The 26,761-nt window shown below is 72.4% G+C and carries 28 protein-coding genes, 1 pseudogene and 1 riboswitch; of the genes and pseudogenes, 21 read left to right on the forward strand and 8 right to left on the reverse strand.

Features of this window, described 5'->3' with window-relative positions:
• The first annotated feature begins 439 nt into the window (after positions 1–439).
• The 11 genes and pseudogenes from gspG (at position 440) to pncB (ending at position 10,408) form a co-directional block, all read left to right on the forward strand.
• A complete protein-coding gene (gene gspG, locus E4F61_RS06225) occupies positions 440–877 on the forward strand; it encodes a type II secretion system major pseudopilin GspG (protein ID WP_133478809.1) in 438 nt (145 codons plus the stop codon).
• Entirely contained in the window at positions 874–1,359 is a 486-nt protein-coding gene (gene xpsH / locus E4F61_RS06230) for a type II secretion system protein XpsH (RefSeq protein WP_133478810.1), read from the forward strand. Before gspG ends, xpsH begins: the two co-directional genes overlap by 4 nt.
• Positions 1,359–1,769, forward strand: a complete 411-nt coding sequence (xpsI, locus tag E4F61_RS06235) for a type II secretion system protein XpsI (RefSeq protein ID WP_133478811.1) — start codon at positions 1,359–1,361, stop codon at positions 1,767–1,769. The genes xpsH and xpsI overlap by 1 nt, the downstream gene beginning before the upstream one ends.
• Complete coding sequence (locus E4F61_RS06240; RefSeq protein WP_133478812.1) at positions 1,766–2,404, forward strand: prepilin-type N-terminal cleavage/methylation domain-containing protein; 639 nt, start codon at positions 1,766–1,768, stop codon at positions 2,402–2,404. The genes xpsI and E4F61_RS06240 overlap by 4 nt, the downstream gene beginning before the upstream one ends.
• Entirely contained in the window at positions 2,401–3,279 is an 879-nt protein-coding gene (locus tag E4F61_RS06245; protein ID WP_133478813.1) for a type II secretion system minor pseudopilin, read from the forward strand. The genes E4F61_RS06240 and E4F61_RS06245 overlap by 4 nt, the downstream gene beginning before the upstream one ends.
• Positions 3,280–3,299: 20 nt before the next feature.
• Positions 3,300–4,424 (forward strand): PilN domain-containing protein, encoded by a 1,125-nt coding sequence (locus E4F61_RS06250; RefSeq protein ID WP_133478853.1) that lies wholly within the window; start codon positions 3,300–3,302, stop codon positions 4,422–4,424.
• Positions 4,421–5,071: pseudogene (gene gspM / locus E4F61_RS06255) on the forward strand (type II secretion system protein GspM); the annotation flags it as partial. The gene E4F61_RS06250 and the pseudogene gspM, both read left to right, overlap by 4 nt.
• A 178-nt stretch (positions 5,072–5,249) precedes the next feature.
• On the forward strand, positions 5,250–6,020 hold the full coding sequence (locus E4F61_RS06260; RefSeq protein WP_133478815.1) for a hypothetical protein: 771 nt from the start codon (positions 5,250–5,252) through the stop codon (positions 6,018–6,020).
• A 7-nt stretch (positions 6,021–6,027) separates the two neighbouring features.
• A complete protein-coding gene (gene gspD / locus E4F61_RS06265; protein ID WP_133478816.1) occupies positions 6,028–8,307 on the forward strand; it encodes a type II secretion system secretin GspD in 2,280 nt (759 codons plus the stop codon).
• 55 nt (positions 8,308–8,362) lie between these two features.
• Positions 8,363–9,214: a glycosyltransferase family 2 protein gene (locus E4F61_RS06270; RefSeq protein WP_133478817.1), complete on the forward strand. Its 852-nt coding sequence runs from the start codon at positions 8,363–8,365 to the stop codon at positions 9,212–9,214.
• Between the two features lie 21 nt (positions 9,215–9,235).
• Positions 9,236–10,408, forward strand: a complete 1,173-nt coding sequence (pncB, locus tag E4F61_RS06275; protein ID WP_133478818.1) for a nicotinate phosphoribosyltransferase — start codon at positions 9,236–9,238, stop codon at positions 10,406–10,408.
• Here pncB and E4F61_RS06280 read toward each other — a convergent pair.
• From E4F61_RS06280 to ettA, 3 genes are all read right to left on the reverse strand, one after another.
• Positions 10,405–10,950 carry a hypothetical protein gene (locus E4F61_RS06280; RefSeq protein WP_133478819.1) on the reverse strand — a complete coding sequence of 182 codons (546 nt, stop codon included), beginning with the start codon at positions 10,948–10,950 and terminating at the stop codon, positions 10,405–10,407. The two genes, pncB and E4F61_RS06280, sit on opposite strands and share 4 nt — an antisense overlap.
• Positions 10,951–11,066: 116 nt before the next feature.
• Entirely contained in the window at positions 11,067–11,879 is an 813-nt protein-coding gene (gene pyrF / locus E4F61_RS06285) for an orotidine-5'-phosphate decarboxylase (protein ID WP_133478820.1), read from the reverse strand.
• A 64-nt stretch (positions 11,880–11,943) separates the two neighbouring features.
• Entirely contained in the window at positions 11,944–13,605 is a 1,662-nt protein-coding gene (ettA, locus tag E4F61_RS06290; protein WP_133478821.1) for an energy-dependent translational throttle protein EttA, read from the reverse strand.
• 186 nt (positions 13,606–13,791) lie between these two features.
• Here ettA and glyA point away from each other — a divergent pair, with 186 nt between their 5' ends.
• The 10 genes from glyA to thiL all read left to right on the forward strand — a co-directional run bounded on the left by glyA (position 13,792) and on the right by thiL (position 22,164).
• Positions 13,792–15,054 (forward strand): serine hydroxymethyltransferase, encoded by a 1,263-nt coding sequence (gene glyA, locus E4F61_RS06295; protein ID WP_133478822.1) that lies wholly within the window; start codon positions 13,792–13,794, stop codon positions 15,052–15,054.
• A complete protein-coding gene (locus E4F61_RS06300; RefSeq protein WP_133478823.1) occupies positions 15,051–15,578 on the forward strand; it encodes an energy transducer TonB in 528 nt (175 codons plus the stop codon). Before glyA ends, E4F61_RS06300 begins: the two co-directional genes overlap by 4 nt.
• Positions 15,578–16,102 (forward strand): transcriptional regulator NrdR, encoded by a 525-nt coding sequence (nrdR, locus tag E4F61_RS06305; protein WP_133478824.1) that lies wholly within the window; start codon positions 15,578–15,580, stop codon positions 16,100–16,102. Before E4F61_RS06300 ends, nrdR begins: the two co-directional genes overlap by 1 nt.
• A gap of 91 nt (positions 16,103–16,193) precedes the next feature.
• Complete coding sequence (ribD, locus tag E4F61_RS06310; RefSeq protein WP_133478825.1) at positions 16,194–17,288, forward strand: bifunctional diaminohydroxyphosphoribosylaminopyrimidine deaminase/5-amino-6-(5-phosphoribosylamino)uracil reductase RibD; 1,095 nt, start codon at positions 16,194–16,196, stop codon at positions 17,286–17,288.
• Positions 17,285–18,040 (forward strand): class I SAM-dependent methyltransferase, encoded by a 756-nt coding sequence (locus E4F61_RS06315; RefSeq protein ID WP_133478826.1) that lies wholly within the window; start codon positions 17,285–17,287, stop codon positions 18,038–18,040. The genes ribD and E4F61_RS06315 overlap by 4 nt, the downstream gene beginning before the upstream one ends.
• A 130-nt stretch (positions 18,041–18,170) precedes the next feature.
• Positions 18,171–18,317, forward strand: a riboswitch (FMN riboswitch).
• A 132-nt stretch (positions 18,318–18,449) separates the two neighbouring features.
• Entirely contained in the window at positions 18,450–19,049 is a 600-nt protein-coding gene (locus E4F61_RS06320; protein WP_133478827.1) for a riboflavin synthase, read from the forward strand.
• Complete coding sequence (gene ribB / locus E4F61_RS06325) at positions 19,046–20,152, forward strand: 3,4-dihydroxy-2-butanone-4-phosphate synthase (protein WP_133478828.1); 1,107 nt, start codon at positions 19,046–19,048, stop codon at positions 20,150–20,152. Before E4F61_RS06320 ends, ribB begins: the two co-directional genes overlap by 4 nt.
• A gap of 66 nt (positions 20,153–20,218) precedes the next feature.
• Positions 20,219–20,698: a 6,7-dimethyl-8-ribityllumazine synthase gene (gene ribH, locus E4F61_RS06330; protein WP_133478829.1), complete on the forward strand. Its 480-nt coding sequence runs from the start codon at positions 20,219–20,221 to the stop codon at positions 20,696–20,698.
• On the forward strand, positions 20,695–21,162 hold the full coding sequence (gene nusB, locus E4F61_RS06335) for a transcription antitermination factor NusB (protein WP_133478830.1): 468 nt from the start codon (positions 20,695–20,697) through the stop codon (positions 21,160–21,162). Before ribH ends, nusB begins: the two co-directional genes overlap by 4 nt.
• 9 nt (positions 21,163–21,171) lie before the next feature.
• Complete coding sequence (gene thiL / locus E4F61_RS06340; RefSeq protein ID WP_133478831.1) at positions 21,172–22,164, forward strand: thiamine-phosphate kinase; 993 nt, start codon at positions 21,172–21,174, stop codon at positions 22,162–22,164.
• Here the strand turns inward: thiL and E4F61_RS06345 are convergent.
• From E4F61_RS06345 to E4F61_RS06365, 5 genes are read right to left on the reverse strand one after another with little or no spacing between them, the layout of a single operon-like run.
• Entirely contained in the window at positions 22,155–22,943 is a 789-nt protein-coding gene (locus E4F61_RS06345) for an SGNH/GDSL hydrolase family protein (RefSeq protein WP_133478832.1), read from the reverse strand. The two genes, thiL and E4F61_RS06345, sit on opposite strands and share 10 nt — an antisense overlap.
• 9 nt (positions 22,944–22,952) lie before the next feature.
• Entirely contained in the window at positions 22,953–23,552 is a 600-nt protein-coding gene (locus E4F61_RS06350; protein WP_133478833.1) for a uracil-DNA glycosylase family protein, read from the reverse strand.
• 45 nt (positions 23,553–23,597) lie between these two features.
• Entirely contained in the window at positions 23,598–24,977 is a 1,380-nt protein-coding gene (locus tag E4F61_RS06355) for an FAD-binding oxidoreductase (RefSeq protein ID WP_133478834.1), read from the reverse strand.
• Between the two features lie 21 nt (positions 24,978–24,998).
• The gene (locus E4F61_RS06360) at positions 24,999–25,409 is read right to left on the reverse strand and encodes a YraN family protein (protein WP_133478835.1); all 411 of its coding nucleotides are present in this window, start codon (positions 25,407–25,409) and stop codon (positions 24,999–25,001) included.
• Positions 25,372–26,709, reverse strand: a complete 1,338-nt coding sequence (locus tag E4F61_RS06365) for a penicillin-binding protein activator (RefSeq protein ID WP_238382821.1) — start codon at positions 26,707–26,709, stop codon at positions 25,372–25,374. The genes E4F61_RS06360 and E4F61_RS06365 overlap by 38 nt, the downstream gene beginning before the upstream one ends.
• Positions 26,710–26,761: the final 52 nt, after the last annotated feature.

Here is a 26,761-nt window from a genome sequence, read left to right on the forward strand (position 1 = left end):
GCGTGGCGTGACCGAACGCCCGCCGCGCTGCGCCGGGCCGGAGTTCGAAGAAACGCAGGCGCAAGGTCAACCCGGATCGCGTGACGCGGCACTGCCGCGTGGCGTGACCGAACGCCCGCCGCGCTGCGGCCGGCCGGAACTCGAAGCGCGGCAGGCGCGAGGTCGCCACGGGCTCCCGCGCGACCTGGAAACACGCGGCATCGCCGGACGCCCACGGCGCCGGCTCCGGAACGGCCGAGCCTCCCGCATCGAACCGTCCGCACCCTCGGCGCTTCCCCCACGAGCTCATCGGCGATCCGTGATGCCGACGGGAACCGCACCCGCCCGCTGCGGTCGATCCCCATGCCCGCCACGGAAAAAGCTGAACAATCCGGCCGGAATCGCCGCTTCACGTCACGATTTTGGTAAACATGCGGGCTCTCCCTCGAGTCGAGCCGCCATGCGCAATCGTTCCCTGACCCGCTCGCCCGCCGGCCGCGCCCTGCAGCGCGGCATGAGCCTGATCGAGATCATCATCGTCATCGTGCTGATCGGCATCGTGCTGACCTTCGTCGGCAGCCGCATCCTCGGTGGCGCCGACCGCGCGAAGGCCAACCTCGCCAAGTCGCAGGTAATGACGCTCGCGCAGAAGATCGACCAGTACAAATCCGACGTCGGCAGCTACCCGACCGCGCTCGGCGACCTCGCCGCGCAGCCGCAGGGCAGCACCGGCTGGCTCGGGCCGTACGCGAAGGAAGCCGAGCTCAAGGATCCGTGGGGCAATCCGATCGCCTACAAGGCGCCGGGCGACGAAGGCCGCGCCTTCGACGTGATCATCCTCGGCAAGGACGGCAAGCCCGGCGGCACGAGCTACGACGCCGACCTCCGCAACGAATGAACCGGCGCGCGCGACCGACGGCATCGCCCGCCGCCGGCCGCGCGCGCGGCGTTTCGCTCATCGAGATCATCATCGTGATCGTGCTGATCGCGGTGATGAGCCTGCTGGCCGCGGCCGCGATGAGTGGCGGCTTCAAGGGCATGCAGCTGCGCTCGGCGGCGAAGGAGGTCGCGTCGCAGCTCCGCTACGCGCGCACGCGCGCGATCACGACCGGGCAGACGCAGCGATTCGTGATCGACCCGGCCGCGCATGCCTGGCATGCGGCCGACCGCAACGGCGACATTCCCGACACGCTGCGCGTGAGTTTCACCGGCGCGCGCGAGCTGCAGCCCTCGCCCGGACAGGGCGCGATCCTGTTCTTCGCCGACGGTGCCTCCACCGGCGGCCGCGTGCAGCTGTCGCGCGAGCGCGCGGCCTGGAACGTGGAGGTCGCCTGGCTTACCGGCGAAGTGAAACTCGCGCGCGGCGAGGCGTCGCGCTGATGCGAGGCCAGCGCGGCTACACGCTGATCGAAGTGGTGGTCGCGTTCGGCCTGCTCGCGCTCGCGCTCACGCTGCTGCTCGGCACGCTCACCAACTCGACGCGGCAGGTGCGCTGGTCCGCCGACGCGGGACGCGCGGCGCTGCTCTCGCAGTCGGTGCTCGATCGCGTCGAGAACGAAGGCCCGCTGCGCGAAGGCGATCGCGACGGCCAGCTCGAGGACGGGCGCTACCACTGGCAGCTGCAGGTGCGTCGCTTCGAGGCGGCGGCCGGCCGGCCGGTCGATCCGAACGCGCCGGTGCTGCTCGCGCTCGACCTCACGATGCGCTGGGGCGACGGCGGCGCCGCGGAGACCTATTCGCTGCATTCGCTGCGGCTCGTGCCGCCCAACGCCGGGAGTGCGCGGCCGTGAAGCACGCGCGCGGCTTCACGCTGGTCGAAGTGCTGATCGCGACGGTACTGCTCGCGATGGGCCTGACGCTCGCCTTCGCGACGATCACCGGCGCGACCCAGGCCGCGCGGCGCGGCGAGGAACTCGCGGCGTCCAGCGAGCACATCCGCGCCGTCGAAGGGTTCCTGCGTCGCCGCATCGCGGGCGCGCGCGCGGTGTCGTTCGAGGTCGATCGCGCCAGCGGGCTGCCCACGCGCTTCACCGGCGACGGCGCGCACATGCGATTCGTCTCGGACCTGCCGGGCTACATCGGCCGCGGCGGTCCCAGCCTGCACGATCTGCGCGTCGAGCGCATGCCGTCGGGCGAGGGCGTGCGGCTGACGCTGGGCCTCACCGTCGTCGAGCCCGCGGGCGAACCGCCCGTCGCCGATCGCGCGCCCGAAGTGCTGGCCGACGGCGTTCGCGCGGTGCGCTTCCGCTATCGCGGCCTGGGCGAGAACGGCGCGCCGGGCGAGTGGAAGGACACGTGGACCGCGGTCGAGCAGTTGCCGTTGCTGGTCGAGATCCAGATCACTGGCGCGGACGGCCGGCCGTGGCCGCTGCTCACCGTCGCGCCGCGGCTGGCCGCGGCCTACGCCACCGGAGCCGCGCGATGAAGCGATCACGTGGCGCCGCGTTGTTGCTCGTGCTGTGGCTGATGGTGCTGCTGATCGCACTGGTCGGCGCGTTCTCGCTCGCCGCGCGCACCGAGGGTCTGCAGGGCCACGCCCTCGTGGACGGCGTGCAGGCCGACCAGGCGGCGCGCGCCGGCCTGGAGTACGCGATGACGCGCGTGGCCGCGCCCGATCCGCGGCGGCAGTGGCGACCCGACGGTCGTCCGTACCGCTGGAGCTTCGCGGATGCGGACATCGAGGTGCGCATCGTCGACGAGGACGGCAAGGTCGATCTCAACCACGCCGATGCGACGCTGCTGACGGGCCTGATGGTCGCGGTCGGGATCGAGCGTCCGCGCGCCGAGAAGCTCGCCGGCGCGATCATCGACTGGCGCGATCCGGACCCGATGACGCAGCCGTCCGGCGGCGCCGAGGACGGCGACTACAGCGGCGCGGGCCGTTCGTACGGTGCCAAGGACGCCGACTTCGAAAGCCCGGCCGAGCTGCTGCAGGTGCTGGGCTTCACCGGCGACGACTACGCGCGCCTGGCGCCGTACCTCACGGTGTTCAGTGGGCGTGTCCGTCCCGAGGCCGCGTACGCCGGTGCGCCGGTGCTCACCGCGATGGGCATGGACGGCGCGGCGCTGGTGGCGCGGCGCGAGGCCTGGGACCCGACGCGTGGGCAGCCGTTGCCGGGCGTTCCGGGCGGGGAAAGCCTGCAGGCGTTCGGAAGCGGAACGTATAGTATCGAGAGCCGGGCCCGGCTCCGCGGCGGACGAGTCGCCACGCTGGGCGCGGTGGTACGAACCGGGGGCAGCGCCATCCCGGGCATGGCCTATACGCCGCTGCGTTGGGAGGAGGGGATGCCGTCACCATGACCTCGGTTCTCGAGGGCCGCATGCGCGGCCTCGGCCGTCTGGCCGCGCGGCTCGGACCGCAGGCCACGAGCCTGCGTGGATTGCTCGCCTGGTGGGGCCATGCGCTCGCCGCCTGGCTGCCGCTGCGAATGCGCCGCGCGCTCGGCGTCGACCGCGGTCGCCTGCTGCTCACCCCGCGCGAGGAAGGCGACGTGCAACTGCGCCTGCAGCGCGACGGCGTGCTGCACGAGCTCGGGGCGTTGCCCGCGCTGGACGACATGCCGGGCGACGATCCGCTGGCCGCCGTGCTGAGCCCGGCCGCGGTCGACCTGCCGCGCTGGCTGGTGCTGCCCGCGACGAGCGTGCTGGTGCGACGGCTCGCGCTGCCCGCCGCCGCCGCCGATCGCCTGCGCGACGTCGTGCGTTTCGAGATCGACCGGCAGACGCCGTTCGCCGCCGACGACGTGATGTACGACGCGCGTCTGCTCGGCCGGCGCGCCGACGGCCAGCTCGACGTGGAACTGGTCGCCACGCCGCGCGTCCGCGCCGAACCGGTGCTGGCCGCGCTCGGGCCGCTCGCCGGCCGGCTCGCCGGCATCGACGTGCTCGACGCCGATGGCCTGCCGCGCGGCGCGAACCTGCTCGACCCCGCCGCGCGTCGCCACCAGCGCGATCCGTGGCGCACCTGGAACCGCGTGCTCGCCGCCGTGGGCGTGGTGGCGTTGGCGGCGACGCTGGTGTCGGTGCTCGACAACCGCCGCCAAGCCGCCGACGCGCTCGAGGCCGCGGTGGAGGCACGTGCGCGGCCGGCGCGTGCGGCCGCGCAGCAGCGTCAGGCATTGCTCGACCTCGTCGCCGGGCAGGCCTTCCTCGATCGACGCCGCGCCGAGTCGCCGACCACGATCGAAGTGATGGACGAGGTCACCCGCCGCCTGCCCGACGGCACGTACCTCGAGAAATTCGCGATGGAAGACGACCAGCTGACGCTGGTGGGCTTCAGCAACCAGGCATCCGCGCTGGTGGGGCGCATGGAGGGCTCGCCGCTGTGGCGCTCGCCGGCGCTGTCCGGCGCGGTGCAGCCCGATCCGGCCACGGGCCGCGATCGCTTCACCCTCACCGCCGAGCTCGGTCACGCACCGGCCGCCGCCGCGGGAGCCGCGCGATGAACCCAGCCGTGACGCCACGCGAGCGACTCATCGCGCTGGGCGTGCTGCTCGTCGTGCTGGCGCTGGCCTACGCGGTGCTGGTGCACCCGTGGTGGACCGTGCCGATGCGCGAGGTCGGCGCGCGCATCGAACAACTGCAGGAGCGCGACGCACGGCTTCGCGCCGAACTCGACCAGGCCACCGCCGTGCAGGTTCGCCTGCGCGACGCGCAGCAGCGCCTCGCCACGCAGCCGGGCTTCCTGCCCGAAGCGACCTCCGAACTCGCCGTCGCGGGGCTCGTGCAACGCCTGGAGGCGGTGGTGGGGCAGGCCAGCCCGGGCAACCGCAGCTGCCAGATCAGCAACCGTTCGCCGCTGCAGATCGAAGGCAAGGAGCCCTACACGCGCGTCGCGGTGCAGGTGCGCCTGCGCTGCGGCACGCCCGAGCTCGCGGCCGTCCTGCATTCGATCGAGACCGGTACGCCGCGTCTGTTCGTGGAGAACCTCAATCTGCTGGCGCAACGCTTCTTCGGCGACGCGCAGGCCGGCGGCGCCGACGGCGGGCTCGACGTCAGTTTCGATCTGGTCGGCTACCTGCGCCCGGCCGGCACGGCGGTCGAGGGCGCGCCGATGGCGGTCGCGCCGGTCGCCGCACCGATGCCCGCCCCGACGGCGCTGCCGCAGGGCGCCATGCCCACCGCCACGACGCCCGCCGGCATGCCCGGCCCGGCGCCGACCGCTACCGGCACGCCGGGCGCGCCGGCGCCCGAGGTGCGCATGCCGCCGCCCACGCGCGCACCCGCGCCGGATCCAGGGACGCCGGCAGCACCGCCGTCCGGAGGTCCCGATGCGCCTTGACGACATCGCGCCGCGCACATTGCTCACCGGCGCGTTTGCCGCCTGGGCGGTCGCCGCCTGGATCCTGGCGCTGGCCGGGATGGGCGGACGGTTGCCGGAAGGCCGCGGCGGCGCCATCGCGGGCAGTCCGCTGCCGACGCTGCCGAAGGCGACGGCCGGGCGGTCGCTCGGGCCGTTGGCGCAGTACGGCGAAATCAGCGCGCGTCCGCTGCTCGCCACGGATCGCCGCCCGCATGCGTTCTCGCTGGTCACCGGCACCGCCGCGGCCGACACGCCGCCGGATTTCGACCTCGTGCTGACCAGCGTGCTCATCACGCCGCAGGCGCGGCTGGCGATCGTGCAGAAGCCCGACGGCAGCGAGGCCTGGCGCGTGCGAGTGGGCGAGGCGCCGGATTCGCAGCCGAACTGGCACCTCGTCGAGCTGCAGCCGCGCAGCGCGGTGTTCGAGGGCCCCGGCGGTCGCAAGGAGCTCGCGCTGCGCGTGTACGACGGCGGCGCCGCGCCCGCGCCCGCGCCGCCGGGCTCGATCCCGCCCGCCCCTCCGATGCCGGCGCCGATGACCGGCAGCCCGATGCCGGTGCCCAAGTCCGCGCCGACCCCCGCGCCGCCCGCCACCGACGCCTCGGCCGCGCCCGACCCCGCGCAGATCGAACAGATCCGCCAACGCATCGAAGCCCGCCGCGAGGAAATGCGTCGGCGCGCCTCGAACGCCAATCCGCCCGCCACGGTCGCGTCGCCGACCCCGCCCGCGAACCGCTGAGTCCCCCATGCGCATCCAGTCCCGCTCCGCCCTCGTTCGCCCCGTCCTGCGCCACGGCACCGTCGCGCTGACGATCGCCTCGCTACTGGCCGGCTGCGCTACGCCCGCGGTTCCGCGCGTCAAGCGCGAAGGGCGGTTGGACGGCCCGACGGCGGGCACGTCCTCCGCCACCGCGACGACCACCACCGCGACCGGCGACGTGGTGACGACGCCGCTCGCCGCGCAGCCCGAAGGCCCGCGCGCGCAGATCCGCCGCGGCACAGGCGAGGTCATTAACCGCCGCGTGGCCAGCGCGCCGCCGTCGCGGCTCGGTGGCAGTACGGGCGCGGCGACGTTCAACTTCGAGGGCGAGTCGCTGCCGGCGGTCGTCAAGGCGATCCTCGGCGACATGCTCGGGCAGAACTACGTGATCGCGCCGGGCGTGCAGGGCACCGTGACGCTCGCCACGCCCAAGCCCGTGAGTCCCGCCGAGGCACTCAACCTGCTCGAGATGGTGCTCGGCTGGAACAACGCGCGCATGGTCTACACCGGTGGGCGCTACAACATCGTGCCGGCCGACCAGGCACTCGCGGGCACCGTCGCGCCGCGCACCGGGTCGGCGTCCAGCGCGCGCGGCTTCGAGGCCCGCACCGTGCCGCTGAAGTTCGTGTCGGCGACGGAGATGGAGAAGATCCTCAAGCCGTACGCGCGCCCGAACGCGATCGTCAACGTCGACAACGGCCGCAACGTCATCACCGTGGCGGGCACGCGCGCCGAGCTCGAGAACTACCTGCGCACCATCGAGACCTTCGACGTCGACTGGCTGGCCGGCATGTCGGTCGGCGTGTTCCCGCTGCAGTCCGGGCGCGCGACGTCGGTGGTGTCGGACCTCGAGAAGGTGTTCGGCGAGACCAGCAAGTCGCCGGTCGCCGGCATGTTCCGCTTCCTTCCGCTCGAAGGCGCGAACGCGGTGCTGGTGATCACGCCGCAGGCCGCGTACCTCGACGACATCCAGCAGTGGCTCGAGCGCATCGACGGCGCGGGCGGCGATGCGCGGCTGTACTCGTACGAGCTCAAGTACATCAAGGCGAAGGACCTCGCCGACCGCCTCGCCGAAGTGTTCGGCAGCAGCCGTGGCGGTGGCGGCGACAGCGTCGCGGCGCCATCGCTGATGCCCGGGCTGAACTCGGCGGAACTGCGCGATACCGACAGCGGCGCCACCGCGTCGATCGGCGGCGCGCCCACGCCACCCGGCGAGGGCAGCGGCAACTCGACCGGCATGACCTCCTCGCTCTCGCTCAATCCACGCACCGGCGGCAACGGCAGCGTCAGCCTCGACGTGGACGGCCAGCGCGTGGGCGTATCGGCGGTGGACGAAACCAACTCGCTGCTGGTGCGTTCCACGCCGCAGGCCTGGCGCTCGATCCGCGACGTGATCGAGCGGCTCGACGTGATGCCGATGCAGGTGCAGATCGAGGCGCAGGTGGTCGAGGTGCAGCTGAGCGGTGCGTTGCAGTACGGCGTCAACTGGTTCTTCGAGCAGGCCGTCAGCGACCCGACCAGCGTCGGCGGCGCGGGCCTGCCCAACGCCGCGGGCCGCAACATCTGGGGCGACCTGCGCGGCAGCATCCGCCCGGCCGACGTCACGAACCCGGGCCTCGCCTGGACGTTCCTCGGCCGCAACGCCGCGGCGGTGATCAACGCGCTGGACCAGGTCACCGACCTGCAGCTGCTGCAGACGCCGTCGGTCTTCGTGCGCAACAACGCCGAGGCCACGCTCAACGTCGGCAGCCGCATCCCGATCTCGTCGGTCACCGTCGACCCCGGCACCGGCACGGGCGGCGTGACCTACAGCCAGGTGCAGTACCTCGACACCGGCATCATCCTCAAGGTGCGGCCGCGCATCACCCGCGACGGCATGGTGTTCCTCGACATCGTGCAGGAAGTGAGCTCGCCCGGCACGGTGGCCGACCGCAACGGCAACGTGCGCATCGACACTCGCAAGGTGAAGACGGAGACCGCCGTGCAGAGCGGCGACACCGTGATGCTCGCCGGCCTGATCAGCGACGGCGTGACCAAGGGCTCGTCGGGTATTCCGGGCCTGAGCCGGATTCCCGTCGTGGGCGGCCTGTTCGGCCGGCAGACGTCGAAGACCGACCGCAACGAGGTCATCGTGCTGCTCACGCCGACGGTGGTGCGCAACCCGCAGGAAGTGCGCAACCTGACCGACGAGTACACGCAGCGCTTCCGCGCGATGGAACCGCTGCACCGCGCCGACAAGCGCAAGACCGGCGTCGAGGTGCGCTGAGCCGCATGCACACGGCCGCCGGCGCCCGGCGCGGCGACGGCCGCGGAGCATCGACATGACCGCCGACGGCATCGTCGCGGTGGTCGTCAGCTACCGCAGCGCGGAAACGATCGAGCTCTGCCTGCAGCGCCTGCGCGCGGCCGACGGCGTGACGGCCATCCGCGTCGTCGACAACGGCTCGGACGACGGCACGCTCGGCATCGTGCAGCGCGTGGCCGCGAGCGAGCCGCGACTGAAGTTCATCGCCAATCCCGACAATCCCGGCTTCGCGGTGGCCTGCAACCAGGGTGCGCGCGCCGCGGACGAACCGTGGATCGCCTTCGTCAACCCCGACTGCCTGGTCGAGCGCGACACGCTGGCGCGCATGCGCGCGCTCGCGGCCGGCATCGCGCCGGCGCTGCTGGGCTGCGAGCTGGTCGACGAGAACGGCGCGGCCGATGTGGCGGCGCGGCGGCGCGATCCGGACTTCGCCGCGATGCTGGCGAACGCGCTGGGCGGCGGCACGGACCTCTCGCTGACGACGGACGGCACGCCGCTGCAGCGCGTCGACGCCGTGTCGGGCGCGCTGATGCTGCTGCCGCGTACGCTGTTCGACGCGGTCGGCGGCTTCGACGAAGCCTATCGGCTGCATGCGGAGGACCTCGACCTGTGCCGTCGCGTGCGCGAGGCCGGCGGCACCGTCGCGATCGCCAATGCCGTGCGCGTGGTGCACGTGCGCGGTGTATCGAGCCGGTCGCGGCCGTTCTTCGTCGAATGGCACAAGCACCTCGGGCTCTGGCGCTACTTCCGGAAGTTCGAGGCCGACCGCCGCAGTACGCCGATGCGCGCGGCCGTCGCGCTCGCCATCGCCGCGCGGTTCGCTTCACGCGCACTGTCGATCGTGTTGTCGACAATCGCAGGCCGCTGACGCCGACGGGGCATCGCGCCCATGATCATCCGGTCGCTGCTGGATACCGACCTCTACAAGCTCACCATGATGCAGGCGGTGCTGCACCAGCATCCGGCCGCGCAGGTGACGTATCGCTTCCGCTGCCGCACGCCGGGCATCGACCTGTCGCCGTTCGTCGAGGAGATACGCGCCGAGATAGACGCGCTCTGCAGCCTGTGCTTCACCGATGACGAGCTCGATTACCTGCGCGGCCTGCGTTTCATCAAGCCCGACTTCGTCGATTTCCTCGGCCTGTTCCACCTCGATGCGAAGTACGTGCGGCTCGCGGCGGTGCCGGGCGCATCGGGCGGCATCGAACTCGAGCTTGAAGGCCCGTGGCTGCACACGATCCTGTTCGAGGTGCCGCTGCTGGCGATCGTCAACGAAGTCTGGTTCCGCCACCAGCCGCCCGCGCACCAGGCCGAAGGCCTGCGCCGGCTCGACGCTAAGATCGCGCGGCTGCGCGCGCTGCCGGCGTGCACGGTGTCGGACTTCGGCACGCGGCGGCGCTATTCGCGCGATTGGCAGGCGCGCGTGCTGCCGATCCTGCGCGACGGCCTCGGCGACCGCTTCGCGGGCACCAGCAACGTCGGCTTCGCGCGCGAGTACGACATGGTGGCGCACGGCACGATGGCCCACGAGTTCCTGCAGGCGTTCCAGGCCCTCGGCCCGCGCCTCGTCGACTCGCAGAAGGCGGCGCTGGAAGCGTGGGTGCACGAATACCGCGGCGACCTCGGCGTCGCGCTGTCGGACGTGGTCGGGCTCGACGCGTTCCTGCGCGACTTCGACCTCTATTTCTGCAAGCTCTTCGACGGCGTGCGCCACGACTCGGGCGATCCGTTCGACTGGGGCGAGCGGGTGATGGCACACTTCGAGCGCCATCGCATCGATCCGCGCACGCGCACGCTCGTGTTCAGCGACAGCCTCGATGCCGATCGCGTGCTCGCACTGGCCGACCGCTTCGGCACCCGCGCGAGGCTGGCGTTCGGCATCGGCACCAACCTCACCAACGACCTCGGCCCGACGCCGATCAGCATCGTGATCAAGATGGTCCGCTGCAACGGCCAGCCGGTCGCCAAGATCAGCGATTCGCCGGGCAAGGGCATGGGCGACGATCCGGGCTACCTCGCCTACCTGCGGCAGGTGTTCGGCCTGCCGGCGCAGGCGCCCTAGCGGTCGAGGCGGAACTTGAGCTGCAGGCCGAGCGTGTTCGGCGTCGAGCCGGGCACGTGCGGCAGGTAGATCAGGTTGGCGCCGATGCGGCGGTACTCGATCTTCGCGACCAGCGCGCCCGCCGGCGCCGCGTCGCCGCCGTTGTAGCCCGGATAGCCGTTGACCAGACCGACCATCGCGCCTACGCGCACGTGGCGGCCGAGGGCCAGCGGCGTGTAGTGGTACAGCGCGTACCAGGAGTCCTCGTAGACCGAGTTGCGGTAATAGCCGATCGACGCGCCATGACGCGGTCGCCACTCCCACTCCAGCCCCGCGCCGTAGTTCGACTGGTTGAAGTGCTCGCCGGGGCCGAGGAACTCGTCGGCGCTGCCGAAATGATGCGAGGCGACGTTCACGTCGGCCCACCATTCGGGCGAGGTCCACGCGGTTTCGGTAGCGGTCGCGGCGTCCGGCACCTGCTGTGCGAGCGCAGGGGTGGCGCCCGCCGCGAGAAGGCCGAATGCGAGGACGGTGCGGATCATCTTCGTGCGCGAGGTCGACATGCCGTCGACGCTAGCAACGCGTGGCGCGTCCCGTCCTCACGCCGGGGCGTCGAAGCTGAACGAGCCGGCGTGCGGCGCGTCCGAAGACTGCCCTGCGTGCCCGACGCGTCCGGCCGTCAGCGATGGCGGTTGATCGCGTCGCGCAGATCGCGCGCGGCACGCGCCGCGGCCTCGGCATAGTCGGCGCCGTTCGACGCGTAGAGCACCGCGCGCGACGAGCTGATCATCAGGCCCGTGCCGTCCGCCGCCTTCGCGTTGGACACGACGTCGCCCGCGTCGCCGCCCTGCGCGCCGACGCCCGGCACCAGCAACGGCATGTCCTTGACCAGCGCGCGCACCTCCGCGAGCTGCTCGGGCCACGTCGCGCCGACCACCAGCGCGATGTTGCCGTGCGCGTTCCATTCGATCGCCGCCTTCTCCGCGACGTGCTGGTACAGCGGTCGCCCCGCGACGAGCAGGTCCTGCAGCTCGCCGGCGCCCGGGTTCGACGTGCGGCACAGGATGATCACGCCCTTGTCGGCGCGGTCGAGGAACGGCTGCAGCGCGTCGCGGCCGAGGTACGGGTTCACCGTGACCGCATCGGCGCCGTAGCGGTCGAAGGCTTCGGTCGCGTAGTGCTGCGCCGTGCTGCCGATGTCGCCGCGCTTGCTGTCGAGGATCACCGGCACCCGCGGATGCGCGGACTTGATGTGCGCGATCAGGCGCTCCAGCGCGCCCTCCGCCCGCAGCGCGGCGAAGTGCGCGATCTGCGGCTTGAATGCGCAGGCGGAATCGGCGGTGGCGTCCGCGATGTCGCGGCAGAACGCGAACACGGCGTCCGCGTCGCCGGCGAAGCGCGGCGGGAACTTCGCCGGCTCGGGGTCGAGCCCGACGCATACCAGCGTGTTCGCCTGCTGCCAGCGGTCGCGCAATGCCTGCATGAAGCCCATCGGAGTTCCTCGCGTCGGATGCGACGACGCCCGCCGGTGAGGGCGGGCGTCGCGGTGGATCGGGTTACTTGAGCGCCTTGAAGCGCAGGCGGTGCGGCTGCGCGCCGTCGGCACCGAGGCGACGCTTCTTGTCTTCCTCGTACTCGCGGTAGTTGCCCTGGAAGAACTCGACGTGCGAGTTGCCCTCGAACGCGAGGATGTGCGTCGCGATGCGGTCGAGGAACCAGCGATCGTGCGAGATCACGAACGTGTTGCCCGGGAACTCGAGCAGCGCGTCTTCCAGCGCGCGCAGCGTCTCGATGTCGAGGTCGTTCGACGGTTCGTCGAGCAGCAGCACGTTGCCGCCCTGCAGCAGCGTCTTGGCCATGTGCAGGCGGCCGCGCTCGCCGCCCGAGAGCTGGCTGACGATCTTCTGCTGGTCCTGGCCCTTGAAGTTGAAGCGGCCGATGTAGGCGCGCGACTGGATCTCGATGCCGTTGATGTTGAGGATGTCGAGGCCGCCCGACACTTCCTGGAAGACGTTGTGGTTGCCTTCCAGCGCGTCGCGGCTCTGGTCGACGTAGGCGAGCTTGACCGTCTGGCCGATGTCGATCTCGCCCGAATCCGGCTTCTCCTTGCCGATGATCATCTTGAACAGCGTCGACTTGCCGGCGCCGTTCGGGCCGATGATGCCGACGATCGCGCCCGGCGGCACCGAGAACGAGAGGTCGTCGATCAGCAGGCGGTCGCCGAACTTCTTCGAGACGTTCTTGAACTCGATGACCTTGTTGCCCAGGCGCTCGCCCGGCGGAATGAAGATCTCGTTGGTCTCCTGGCGGCGCTGGTAGTCGACCGACTGCAGCTCCTCGATGCGCGCCAGGCGCGCCTTGCCCTTGGAGCGACCGCCCTTGGCGTTCTGCCGCGCCCATTCCAGCTCCTTCTGGATGGCCTTCTGGCGCGACTTCTCCTGGTTCTCTTCCTGCTTGAGGCGCTCGTCCTTCTGCACGAGCCACTCGGTGTAGTTGCCCTTCCACGGAATGCCGCGGCCGCGGTCGAGTTCGAGGATCCATTCGGCCGCGTTGTCGAGGAAGTAGCGATCGTGCGTCACGGCGACCACGGTGCCGGTGTAGCGCGCGAGGAACTGCTCCAGCCACTCCACCGATTCCGCGTCGAGGTGGTTGGTCGGTTCGTCGAGCAGCAGCATGTCGGGCTTCTGCAGCAGCAGGCGGCACAGCGCGACGCGGCGCTTCTCACCGCCGGACAGCTTGCCGACGATCGCGTCCCACGGCGGCAGGCGCAGCGCGTCGGCCGCGACTTCGAGCTGGTTCTCGAGCGTGTGCGCGTCGCCGGCGGCGAGGATCGCTTCGAGGCGCTCCTGCTCCTTGGCCAGCGCGTCGAAATCCGCGCCGTCCTCGGCGTAGGCCGCGTAGACCGCTTCGAGCGCGGCCTGCGCGTTGATGATGTCGCCGAGGCCTTCCTCCACCGCCTGGCGCACGGTGTGCTCCGGATTCAGCTCGGGCTCCTGCGCGAGGTAGCCGACCTTGATGCCAGGCTGCGGGCGCGCCTCGCCCGAGAAATCGGTGTCCACGCCGGCCATGATCTTGAGCACGGTCGACTTGCCGGCGCCGTTCAGGCCGAGCAGGCCGATCTTGGCGCCCGGGAAGAACGACAGCGAGATGTCCTTGATGATCTGGCGCTTCGGAGGAACGGTCTTGCTGACGCCGTTCATCGTGTAGATGTACTGCATGGAGGCTCCGGTCGTGCACGGGCGCGGGGCGCCGCGTGGGGCAGCAGCGGCCGCCTGCGCGGGGCAGGGGCCACGGGGGAATTCGGGATAGCCCCGAATTATAAGGCCGGGCACGGCCGCGGCGGGCCCGGCCGGGGTCGGCGGCGGGCTAGAATTCACGTCGTCCCGACCCCTCCGGAGCCCCCGATGTTCGCTCGCGACGCCCGTATCGAAGGATTCGACCCCGAACTGGCCCAGGCGATCGCGGACGAGCGCCGTCGCCAGGAGGACCACGTCGAGCTGATCGCCTCCGAGAACTACGCCTCGCCGCGCGTGCTCGAAGCGCAGGGGTCGGTGCTGACCAACAAGTACGCCGAAGGCTATCCGGGCAAGCGCTACTACGGCGGTTGCGAGTACGTCGACGTCGCCGAGCGCCTTGCCATCGACCGCTGCAAGCAGCTCTTCGATGCCGACTACGCCAACGTGCAGCCGCACTCGGGCTCGCAGGCCAATCAGGCCGTCTATTTCGCGCTGCTCAATCCGGGCGACACGATCCTGGGCATGAGCCTCGCCCACGGCGGCCACCTCACGCACGGCGCGAAGGTGAACCTGTCGGGCAAGATCTACAACGCGGTGCAGTACGGCGTCGACGAGAACGGCCTGATCGACTACGCCGAGGTCGAGCGCCTCGCGCAGGAGCACAAGCCGAAGATGCTCGTCGCGGGCTTCTCCGCGTACTCGCAGATCGTCGACTGGGCGCGCATGCGCCAGATCGCGGATTCGGTCGGCGCGCTGTTCTTCGTCGACATGGCGCACATCGCCGGCCTCGTCGCCGCGGGCGTGTACCCGTCGCCGCTGCCGCATGCGCACGTGGTCACGTCGACCACGCACAAGACGCTGCGCGGCCCGCGCGGCGGCATCATCGTCGCGAAGAATCCGTCCGAAGAGCTGACCAAGAAGCTGCAGAGCATTGTGTTCCCCGGCATCCAGGGCGGCCCGCTGATGCACGTGATCGCCGCAAAGGCGGTCGCCTTCAAGGAAGCGCTCGACGACGACTTCAAGGCCTACCAGCAGCAGGTCGTGAAGAACGCGCAGGCGATGGCGGAAACGCTCATCAAGCGCGGCTACAAGATCGTCTCGGGCGGCACGCAGAACCACCTGATGCTGGTCGACATGATCGGCCGCGACGCCAGCGGCAAGGACGCGGAAGCCGCGCTCGGCCGCGCACACATCACGGTGAACAAGAACTCGGTGCCGAACGATCCGCGCTCGCCGTTCATCACGTCGGGCCTGCGCCTGGGCACGCCGGCGGTCACCACGCGCGGCTATCGCGAGGCCGAGTGCATCGCGCTCGCCAACTGGATCGCCGACGTGCTCGACAACCCGAAGGACGAAGCGGTGATCGCGCGCGTCGCGGACGCCGTGCAGTCGCAGTGCGCGAACTTCCCGGTGTACGGGGCGAACGCATGAACCGCGCCGCCGTGCTCGCGGCGCTGCTGCCCGCCTGCGCGCTCGCGCAGGACGTCGCGCCGGATACCGACGCCGCGATGGCCGATGTGTCCTCGCATCGCGACTACACCGACCCTGCGCAGCGCGAGCGCCCCATCGCCTGCGCCCCAGGTGACCTCGAGCGTCGGCCGGGCCAGAGCCTGGGCCAGGTGTTCGGCGATGCGTGGCCCGCGCCGCCCGCGGACGCCGCCAAGCGCGAGCGCGCGACGGTCGAGCACTGGGGCAAGCTCGTGATGCCCGCCGGGCTCGCGCCCAAGGACGTGACGGTCGTGGTGGCCGCCCTCGTCGGCGCCGACGGCGAGCCGCTGCGTGCCGAGCCGCTTTGCGCGACCGAGACCGGTTTCGACACCTCGGCGGCGCGCACCGTGATGCGCAGCCGCTTCGCGCCGACGCGGTACGACGGCGTGCCCGCGGTCGGCGCGACGGTCGTGGTCGTGCAGTACGCGCGCAACGCGGGCGGCATGCGCACCGGTCGTCGTCCCTGATGCATTGCCCGTTCTGCCAGCACCAGGACACGCGCGTGATCGATTCCCGCGTGTCCGAGGACGGGGCGACGATCCGTCGCCGCCGCGTCTGCGAGGCCTGCGGCGAACGGTTTTCCACGCTCGAGACGATCGAGCTCAAGCTGCCGGCGATCGTCAAGAGCGACGGCCGCCGCGAGGCCTTCGATGCGCGCAAACTGCGCACCGGCTTCGACCGCGCGCTGCAGAAGCGCCAGGTGGCCGAGGAGCAGATCGAGGCCGCCGTGCGGTCGGTCGTGCACCAGCTGCGCATGACCACCGAACGCGAGGTGCCGTCGCGCCGCATCGGCGAATTCGTGATGGGCGAGCTGCGCAAGCTCGACCATGTCGCCTACGTGCGGTTCGCCTCGGTGTATCGCGCCTTCGAGGACGTGGCGGATTTCCGCGAGGAGCTCGACCGCCTCGAACGCGACGTCGCGCCGGTAGAAGGCCAGTTGCCGCTGCTCGGCGAGGACGAGCCGAAGCCGGAGAAGGGACGCCGTCGCTGATCGCGCCGCGCGGGTCGACGCCGCCGGCGTGCGCAAGCCCGAGTCGCCGCTCGACGGATCCGATGTATTCGACAGCCAGCCGGGGAACCGCATGTCCGAAGTCTTCACCGCCCTCGACCACGCGATGATGGCCCGCGCGCTGCGGCTCGCCGCGCGCGGCGCGTACACCACGCGTCCCAATCCGATGGTCGGCAGCGTGCTGGTCCGTGACGGCGAGATCGTCGGCGAAGGTTTCCACCAACGCGCGGGCGGGCCGCATGCCGAGATCTTCGCGCTGCGCGCGGCCGGCGATCGTGCGCGCGGCGCCACCGCCTACGTGACGCTCGAGCCCTGCGCGCACACCGGCCGCACCGCGCCCTGCGCCGATTCGCTGATCGAGGCGGGCGTCGCGCGCGTGGTCGGCGCGATGCGCGATCCGTTCCCGCAGGTCGACGGTGCGGGGTTCGATCGCCTGCGCGCGGCCGGCATCGAGGTGCAGGTCGGCCTGATGGAGGCGCAGGCGCGCGAGCTCAATCGCGGCTTCCTGTCGCGTGTCGAGCGCGGCCGGCCGTGGCTGCGCGTGAAGCTCGCGATGAGCCTCGACGGCCGCACCGCGCTCGCCAGTGGCGAATCGAAATGGATCAGCGGCGCCGCCTCGCGGCAGGACGTGCAGCGCTGGCGCGCGCGGTCGTCCGCCCTGATGACGGGTGCCGGCACGATCCTCGCCGACGATCCGCAGCTCACGGTGCGGCTCGACGACGGTGCCGACTTCGTCCCGCCGCTGCGCGTGGTGCTGGACCCCGGCCTCGCCACCATCCACCGCGGCCGCGTGCGCGAGGGCGACGCACCGACGCTCTACGTGCACGCGCCCGACACGCGGATCCCGCGCGAATGCGATGCGCAGATGGCCGCCGCGCCGGTCCACGGCGGCCGCTTCGACCTGGCGGCCGTACTGCGGCTGCTGGGCGACCGCAAAATCAACGAGGTCCAGCTCGAGGCGGGCGCGACGCTCGCCGGTGCCTTCCTGGCCGCGGGGCTGGTCGACGAGCTGCTGCTGTACGTCGCGCCGGTGCTGCTGGGTGCGACGGCGCGCCCGCTGTTCGACGGCTTCGACGTGCACCAGATGGCCGAGCGCCAGCAGATGCGCACGATCGACTCGCGCCAGACCGGCGACGACCTGCGCCTGCTGCTGCGGCCCGCGGCATGAGCGTGCAGGACCACTTTTCCGGTGTCGCGCAGGCCTATGCCGTGGCGCGGCCAGGCTATCCCGCGGCCCTGTACGACGCGATCGCCGAGCACGTGCCGGCCACCGCGCACGTGTGGGAGCCGGGCTGCGGCAGCGGCCAGGCCACGCGCGACCTCGCCGCGCGCTTCGCGCACGTGCACGCGACCGATCCCAGCGCGATGCAGGTCGCCCAGCACTGGGCGCACCGCGAACGCACGGCGAACGTGACGCTCGCCGTCGAGCCCGCCGAGCACACATGGCTGTTCGATGCCTCCGTCGACCTCGTCGCAGTCGCGCAGGCGATGCACTGGTTCGACGTGCCGGCGTTCTTCGCCGAATGCGATCGCGTGCTGCGCCCGGGCGGCGTGCTCGCGGCGTGGGGCTACGACGACTTCGACATGCCGGACGGCATGGCGGCGGCGATCGAGCCATTCCGCGCCCGCATCGAGGCCGACTGGCCGCCCGAGCGGCGCTTCATCAAGCGGCATTACGCGGACTTCGACTGGCCGTTCGACCGGCTCGAGGCGCCGGCGCTGACGCTGTCGGTCGACTGGCCCTTCGACCGCTTCGTCGGTTACCTCTCGAGCTTCTCGGCGGTGGTCCAGCATCGCGCGCGCACCGGCGAGGACGCGGTGGCGCTGCACGCCGACGCCCTGCGCGAGGCCTGGGGCGATCCGCAGGCGGTGCGTACCGTGACGTGGCCGCTGTTCCTGCACCTGCGGCGCAAGGCCTAGGCGCGGCGGCGCGTCCGGACGCGAGGACCGGACACAGTGTTCCCCGCCGGCATCGGCCTGCGCCGGCCCGTCGCCGGCCGGGCACGGGCAGGGCGCGGTAGAATCGCTGCGCCGGTTCGCCGGCATTCCACGACGTCTTCAGGGCGGGGTGCGATTCCCCACCGGCGGTAAGCGCGGTCCCCGTGCGAGCCCGCGAGCGCTTCCGCGATGCGGAAGGTCAGCAGATCCGGTGCGAGGCCGGAGCCGACGGTCACAGTCCGGATGAAAGAAGACGGTGTCCTCGCGCGGCCGCGGCCGTGCGTGCATCGCCTCGTGCCTTGGGGCGTTTTTCGCTCATCGATCCGCGCGAGAAACGTTTCATGTCCAGCGACACTTCCCGCATGCCCGCCTTCGCACCGGAGGCGCGCTGATGTTCACCGGCATCATCGAAGGCGTCGGCGCGATCGCGTCCATCGAGCCGCGCGGCGGCGATGTCCGCCTGCGCATCGCCGCCGGGACGCTCGCGTTCGACGACGTGCGCCTCGGCGAGAGCATCGCGGTCAACGGCGTCTGCCTGACGGTGGTCGCGTTCGACGCCGCCTCGTTCGAGGCCGACGCGTCCACCGAAACGCTGGCGCTCACCACGCTCGGCCGGCTCGCAGTCGGCGCGGCGGTGAACCTCGAGCGCGCGATGCGCCCGAACGACCGTCTCGGCGGGCATCTGGTCAGCGGCCACGTCGACGGCGTCGGCGCGGTGGTGTCGGTGCACGACGATGCGCGCGCGCAGCGCTGGCGCTTCTCGGCGCCGGCCGCCTTGCTGCGCTACATCGCGAAGAAGGGCTCGATCTGCGTGGACGGCGTCAGCCTCACCGTCAACGAAGTCGACGCCGACGGCTTCGAGGTCGCACTGGTGCCGCATACCGTCGCGCACACGGCGTTCGCGTCGACGCAGGTCGGCGACGCCGTGAACCTCGAGATCGACCTGGTCGCACGCTACGTCGAGCGGCTGCTCACCGGAGAACGCGCATGAGCTTCGCCACCATCCCCGAGCTGCTCGAGGAGATCCGCGCCGGCCGCATGGTCGTGATCGTCGACGACGAGGACCGCGAGAACGAGGGCGACCTGATCATGGCCGCCGAACTGGTGCGGCCGCAGGACATCAACTTCATGGTCACGCATGCGCGCGGGCTGGTCTGCCTGTCACTCACGCGCGAACGCTGCCGCCAGCTCGGCCTGCCGCCGATGGTGCGCGACAACACGTCGCCGCACCACACCAACTTCACTGTCTCCATCGAGGCGGCCGAAGGCGTCACCACGGGCATTTCGGCCTACGACCGCGCGCATACCGTGCGCACCGCGGTGCGGCCGGACGCCAGCGTCGCCGACCTCAGCCAGCCCGGCCACATCTTCCCGCTGATGGCGCAGCCCGGCGGCGTGCTGAGCCGCGCGGGGCATACCGAGGCGGCGAGCGACCTCGCACTGCTCGCCGGCATGGAGCCGGCCGGCGTGCTGGTCGAGATCCTCAACCCCGACGGCTCGATGGCGCGGCGCCCGGAACTCGAGGTCTTCGCGCGCGAGCACGGCCTGAAGATGGGCTCGATCGAGATGCTGATCCGCCATCGCCTGGAGACCGAGCACACGGTCGAGCGAGTGGAGACGCGCGCGATCGACACCGAGCACGGCCCGTTCACGCTGGTGGTCTATCGCGACCGCGTCAGCCATGCGCTCCACTTCGCCCTGCTGCGCGGCGAGCCCGATCCGTCCGTGCCGACGCTGGTGCGCGTGCACATGCTCAATCCGCTGGCCGATGCCGTGCACTGGCGTCGCGCCGATTTCGGTCCGGCGGTGGGGGACGTGCTGGCCCGGATCGCTGCCGAGGACCGCGGCGCGCTGGTACTGCTGTCCGAGCCGACCGACGCCGCCTCGCTGCTCGCGCGCATCCGCGAGCAGCCGGCCCCGGACCCGGACGGCCGCGGCGCGGGCCTCGCCGAATGGCGCCGCAATGGCGCGGGCGCGCAGATCCTCGCCGACCTCGGCCTGGGCCGACTGCGGATCATCGGCACGCCGCGCAAGCAGGTCGGCCTGGCGGGCTTCGGGCTGGACGTCGTCGAGTACGTCGACCCGGCGCGCTGAACCGTCTCACCGCCGGCCCGGCGCCGAGCCGGTAAACTTCGCAACCCTTCGCGGAACCCCGATCCGATGCCCCATCTCGAAGGCGACCTGCGCAGCCCGCCCGGCGCGCGCTACGCCATCATCGCCAGCCGCTGGAACCCGCGGATCACCGACACGCTGGTCGCCGGCGCGCGCAAGACCTTCGCCGACCACGGCGTGGACGAGGCGGCGGTCGACGTGATCCGCGTGCCGGGCGCGTGGGAGATCCCGCAGGTGGCGGCCCGCCTGGCGCGCACGCGCGGCCATGCGGCGATCGTCGCGCTGGGCTGCGTGGTACGCGGCGACACGCGGCATTACGAACAGGTGGCCGACGGCTGCTCCGACGGCCTGATGCGCGTGTCGCTGGACCACGGCCTGCCGGTCGCCAACGGCGTGCTGGCGGTGGACCGCTTCGAGGACGCGCAGGCGCGCGCCGGCGGCAGCCACGGCAACACGGGCGAGGAAGCGGCGCTGGTCGCCATCGAAATGGCGCACCTGCTCGCGCAGCTGCCCGGAGCGAACGAATGAACAAGCACCCCCGGAAGGACGGCGTCGACCCGGTCCTGCGTTCCCGCGCGCGCCGCCGCGCCCTGCAGGCCGTCTACGCGTGGCAGCTCTCGGGCGCGCCCGTGCGCGAGGTGATCGCGCAGTTCGCGCACGAGCAGGCGCGCGAGATCGCCGACCTCGAGTATTTCGAGGACCTCGTGCGCGGCGTGGACGCGAACCAGGAAGCGCTCGACGAGGCGCTCGCGCCGTTCCTCGACCGCGACATCGACCAGGTCGATCCGGTCGAGCGCGCGGTACTGCGCCTGGCCGCGTACGAGCTGCGCCTGCGGCCTGACGTGCCGTACCGCGTCGTCATCAACGAGGCGATCGAGACCGCCAAGCGCTTCGGCGCCGAGCACGGCCATACGTACATCAACGGCGTGCTCGACCACGCCGCCGCGGAATGGCGCGCGCCGGAAGTGCAGGCGTCCAAGCGCCCGCGCTGACGCGACACGATGGGCGCCGGCGAGTTCGACCTGATCGAGCGTATCCGGCGGCGCATCATCGCGCGCGATGACGTCGTGCTCGGCATCGGCGACGATGCCGCGCTGCTCGCGGTGCCGCCGGGAATGCAGCTGGTCGTCGCGATGGACACGCTCAACGCGGGCGTGCATTTCCCGCTCGACACCCGGCCGGCCGACATCGGCTGGAAGGCGCTCGCGGTCAATCTCTCCGACCTCGCCGCGATGGGCGCGACGCCGGCCTGGTGCACGCTCTCGCTGTCCCTGCCCGCGGCCGACGCGGACTGGCTCGATGCATTCCTGGACGGCTTCGGCGCGCTCGCGTCATTGCACGGCGTCGCGCTGGTCGGTGGCGACACCACGCGCGGCCCGCTGTCGATCAGCGTGACCGCCCATGGTTTCGTGGCGACGGGCGCCGCGCTCCGCCGCGATGGCGCGCGCATCGGCCACGACGTCTGGATATCCGGCACGCCCGGCGACGCGGCGGCCGCGCTGGCGCTGCTGCGCCACGCGCCGGCGCCGCCCGCGTTCGCCGCCGACGCCGCGGCGCGCGAAGCCCTGCGCGCGCGGCTCGACCGCCCGCAGCCGCGCGTCGGCCTGGGTCGTGCGCTGGGCGGGATCGCGCACGCGGCGATCGATATCTCCGACGGCCTGCTGGCCGACCTCGGCCACGTCGCGCGCGCGAGCGGCGTGCACATCGACGTCGACCTCGATGCGCTGCCCGCGTCGCCGCACTTGGCCAATGTCGCGCGCGACTGGCGTCTGCGCTGGCAGGCCACCGGCGGTGACGACTATGAACTCGCGATCACCGCGCCCGCCGCGGCGCGCGCGGCGATCGGCGCGCTGACCGACGACGACGGCACGCGGTTCACGCGCATCGGCCGCGTGGCGGCGGGCGCGGGCGTCGTGGCGCGGTGCGATGGCGAACGGATCGAGTTCGACCGCCTCGGCTACCAGCACTTCGCCGGCGCCGCGCCTCAGCGATAGCGGCGCGCGAGGGCGAGCAGCGCGGCCGCCTCGCGCGGTTCCAGCGCGATCGCCGGCCCCTCGAGCGCGCGCTGGTCCTCGAGCGGCAGCGCCGGGCTCGGTCGGTCGAACGTGCGTCCGGGCAACGAGGCGGGCAAGCGGACAGGCGGCGCGTCGGTGAGGGCGCGGACCAGCTGTGCGGCCATGACGACGGTGGCCGCGGGCGAGGGATGCAGGCCGTCCGGGAAGACCGCGCGTCGACCATGCCCGGCGAGGTCGACCAGCGCGTCGCCGCAATGCACGACGCGTGCGCCGGTGCGACGCGCGAGCTCGCGCGTGCCGGCGTCGACGTGCGGCTGCGCGGCTTCGTTGGGATGCCAGGTCTCCAGCAGCAGTACGCGGTCCGCATGGCCAGAGGCCGCCCGGGCGAACTCGCGGTGGGCGGCGATCAGGTCGCGGCATTCGCGGCCGTTGCGCGTCGCTATGTCGGCCACGCACGCCGGTACGGCACCTCGTTCCTGCAGCACAAGCGCGTCCCAGTGGCCGCCCTCCAGCGCGGCGCGCGCGAGGCCGTCGGCCCAGTGTTGCGCGAGCGTGCCGCCGGGCGCGACGAAGGTCCGCGTCTCGATGCGCATGGGCACCGGCTGCGCCTCGCCGATGCGTGCGAGCACCGCGGGGAGGTCGTTGACGTAGGTCAGGCTGTTGCCGACGAACAGCACGCGCAGCGGCGTGGGCTCGCCGGCGCGCGCCGTGAGCGCCGCCAGCAGCAGGACCAGGAGCGGGGCGGGGCGCAGGCGCATCGGGCGAGCTTACGTCGGCCCCAGCACGCGCGCGACCGACGCGCGCAGCGCCGGCAGGACCTCATCGTCGAACCACGGATTCGCCTTGAACCACGCCACGTTGCGCGGGCTCGGATGCGGCAGCGGCACGACGTCGGGTGCGTACTCGCGCCATGCGCGCACCGTGTCGGTGAGCGTCGCCCCGCGGTGCGAGCCGAGGAAATAGGCCTGCGCGTACTGGCCGATCAGCAACGTCAGGCCGACGGCGGGCAGCATCGGCAACAGCGTGCCGTGCCAGGTGGCGCGGCATTCGGGGCGCGGCGGCGCGTCGCCACCGCCGGCGCGCCCCGGATAGCAGAAGCCCATCGGCACGATCGCGACGCGTGATTCGTCGTAGAACGTCGGCGCATCGACCTGCAGCCATTCGCGAAGGCGACGCCCGCTGGCGTCGTCCCACGGCACGCCGCTGGCATGCACGCGGGTGCCCGGCGCCTGGCCGACGATCAGCAGCCGCGCGGTCGGCGACGCGCGCAGCACGGGACGCGGTCCCAGCGGCAGGTGCGCTTCGCAGAGGCGGCAGGCGCGGATCGCGCCGAGCAGGTTGTCGAGCGGGCGCGAGTCGGCGGTCATGCATGCAGTTTCGCGGCAGCCGGCGTAATGCACGCCGTACGGCGCTCAGGGCAGCAGCTTGCCCGGGTTGAGGATGCCGTCCGGATCGAACGCGGCCTTGACCGCGCGCATCAGCGCGAGCGTGGCGGGCGTCACCGCCTGCGGCATGAAATCGCGCTTGGCCAAGCCGATCCCGTGCTCGCCCGACAGCGTGCCACCCAGCGACACCGTGAGCGCGAACACCCTCGCCAGCGCGGCATCGGCGCGCGCGCACTGCGACGCGTCGGACGGCTCGTAGAGGATGTTGACGTGCAGGTTGCCGTTGCCGGCGTGGCCGAAGCAGACGATCGGCAGCGAGGCCCCGTTCGCGATCGTCTGCACGCCATCGACCAGCGCGGGAATGCGCGAGACCGGTACGACGACGTCCTCGTTGATCTTGCCGGCCGCCAGCGTGCGCAGCGACGGCGAGAGCGCCTTGCGCGCCGACCACAGCCGCTCGCGCGAGGCGGCGTCGGGCGCCGCGTCCAGCGCGAGCAGCCCGTCGACGCGTGCCGCGCGCGACAGGGCCGCGATCGCCGCATCGAGCGATGCCGCGTCGCCGTCCGCTTCGATCATCAGCAGCGCACCCGCGTCCGTGGGCAGGTCGGCGCCGCCGACGTCGCGCGCGAGCCGCACCGCGTGGTGGTCCATGAATTCCAGCATCGACGGCGTGACCGGCTGCGCCATCAGGCGCGCCACCGCCGCGGCCGCGCTCGCCACGTCGCGATAGACCGCGCGCAGCGCGCGACGCTCGGGCGGCACCGGCGCGAGCCGCAGCGTCGCCTCGACGATCAGCGCGAGCGTGCCTTCGCTGCCGACCAGCAGGCGCTGCAGGTCATAGCCCGTCGCGCCCTTGGTGGTCGCGCTGCCGCAGGTGACGAGTTCGCCCGCGCCGCTGACGGCGGTGAGCGCGAGCACGTTGTCGCGGCTCGCACCGTACTTCACCGCGCGCGGGCCGCCCGCGTTGCAGGCGAGGTTGCCGCCGATCGTGCTGAACGCGGCGCTGGTGGGATCGGGCGGCCAGAACAGGCCGTGCGGCGCCAGCGCCGCCTGCAGGTCGCCGTTGAGCACGCCCGGTTCGACGATCGCGCAGCGGTCGCCGGGGCGGATGTCGACGATGCGGTCCATGCGTTCGAACGACACCACGACGCCGCCCGCGACCGGCACCGCGGCGCCCGTCGTGTTGGTGCCGCGACCGCGCGCGACCACCGGCACGCGATGCGCACGGCAGGCGCGCACGAGTTCGAGCACCTGCAGGCGATCGCGCGGCAGCGCGACCGCATCGGGCAGCGCCTCGCGCCGCGAGTTGTCGTAGCCGTAGCCGTGGCGCTCGGCCGGATCGGTGCGCCAGCCGTCGCCGAGCAGCGCGGCGAGCCGTGCGTCGAGCGCGGGATCGATGCGGCTCATCGCGATCCCGCGCGGCACGCGTCAGTCGTCCGCACGGAACGCATCGCGGATCCAGCTGAGCGCGGGCGCATCGACGTCGCCGCTCGCGTCGACCACGTCGAAGCGGCACGCGGCGTCGGCCCAGCGGGGATGCGATGCGAGGAACAGCCCCGCGGCCTGTACCAGCCTGCGCCGCTTGGCGGGCGTGATCGACGCGGCGCCGCCGCCGAAGCGGTCGTCGGCGCGGTAGCGCACTTCGACGAAAACCAGCGTCGCACCGTCGCGCATCACCAGGTCGAGTTCGCCGACGCGATAACCGGCGTTCGCGGCGACGGGCGCGAGGCCGGCGCGCACGAGGTGCGCGCGCGCCGCGGCTTCGACGCGCGCACCGCGCGAGCGCGTCGAAGCGTCCGACTCAGCGCGCGGCGTCGGCGAGGGGCGCCGGATCGCCATTGACGAAGGTCGACCACGCGGGCGTGCGCTGCACGTTGCCGAAGCCGTCGAGTCGCAGCACGCCGGTCGCGCCCTCGACCGCGCCGTCGGCGTTGCGGCCGAGCGAGTCGAGATACGCGGTCAACAGCCATGCGTCGAAGCCGAACGCGAACAGGCGGCCGCCCGGGCCGCGCGCGCTCGGCAGGCGCGCGCCGGTGGCCTCCGCGGTCGCGAGGCCGCGCACGCCGCGGGTCAGCCAGGATTCGCTGGGAAAGGCGACGCCGTCGAGCACGCGATCGTCCGCCGCCTTGCCCGTGCCGGTGAGGATCTGCGAGGTGGCGACCACGGGCCGGCCCGCTAGGCCAACGGCGGCCAGCCGCGGTACGACCGCGCGCGCGACGTTGCCCTTGGTGGCGAGGAAGACCGCATCGGCCGACTTGCCGGCGAGCGCGGCCGCGAGGTCGGCGGTGCCGTCGTCGACGGTGGCGACCACGTTGCCGCCGCGCGCGGCGAGGCGCTCGCGCAGCGAGCCCACCGCGCGGCGTTGCGTGTCGTCGTCGCCGGCGATCACCAGCACGTTGCGCGCGCCCTTGTGCAGCAGGTAATCGGCGGCGGCGAGGCCCTCGTCCTCCGGCGACAGCGAGAAGCTGGCCTGGCCCGGCGGCGGCGCCTGCGTGCCGCGGTTGAGGGCGAGCGTCGGCACCTTGAGGTCGCCGCGCGCGAACAGCGCGTTGACCTCGTCGCGACCGAGCGGACCGACGACGAAGTCGTTGCCGTCGCCGACGGCGCGGTCGTAGGCGGCGAGCGCGCCCGTCGTGCTGCCGGCGGTGTCGTAGAACTTCACCTCCGGACGGCGCCGGGATTCCCCGTAATAACCGGCGAGGAAGCCGTCGCGCACCGGGCGTGCGGCGCCGGACAGGCTGCCCGACATCGGCAGCAGCACCGCGAGCCGCAGCGGCGGGCGGTAGCCGTCGCGATCGGCGGGCGGGCGGTCGTCGAAATTCCAGCCTGCGCGGGCGAACGCATGCGGCAACGGCAGGTTGCGGCGCATGAGCGCACGGCCCATGTAGACGTAGAGCGGGTCCTCGGCCGCGAGCCGGGCGGCTTCGCGCTGCAGGGTGGCGTCGTCGAGCTGCGCGATCAGGCGCTCGATGCGCGATTCGCTCTCGCGGCGTTCCGACGGGTTCTGCCCGGCGAGGACCTGCGCGAGCCGCTGCGCTTCGCGCACCGCCTCGCGTTCGGCGCTGGTGGCCGGCGTCGACGGACCGGTCGGGCGCGTGGGCGACTGCGCGCAACCGAAGACGAGGGCGGCGGCGAGCATCGCGACGGCGAACCGGGCGACGGGGCGGAAGACGGGACGGAACGGAAGGGAG

Source organism: Cognatilysobacter segetis (genome assembly GCF_004359965.1).
Classification (GTDB): Bacteria; Pseudomonadota; Gammaproteobacteria; order Xanthomonadales; family Xanthomonadaceae; genus Cognatilysobacter; species Cognatilysobacter segetis.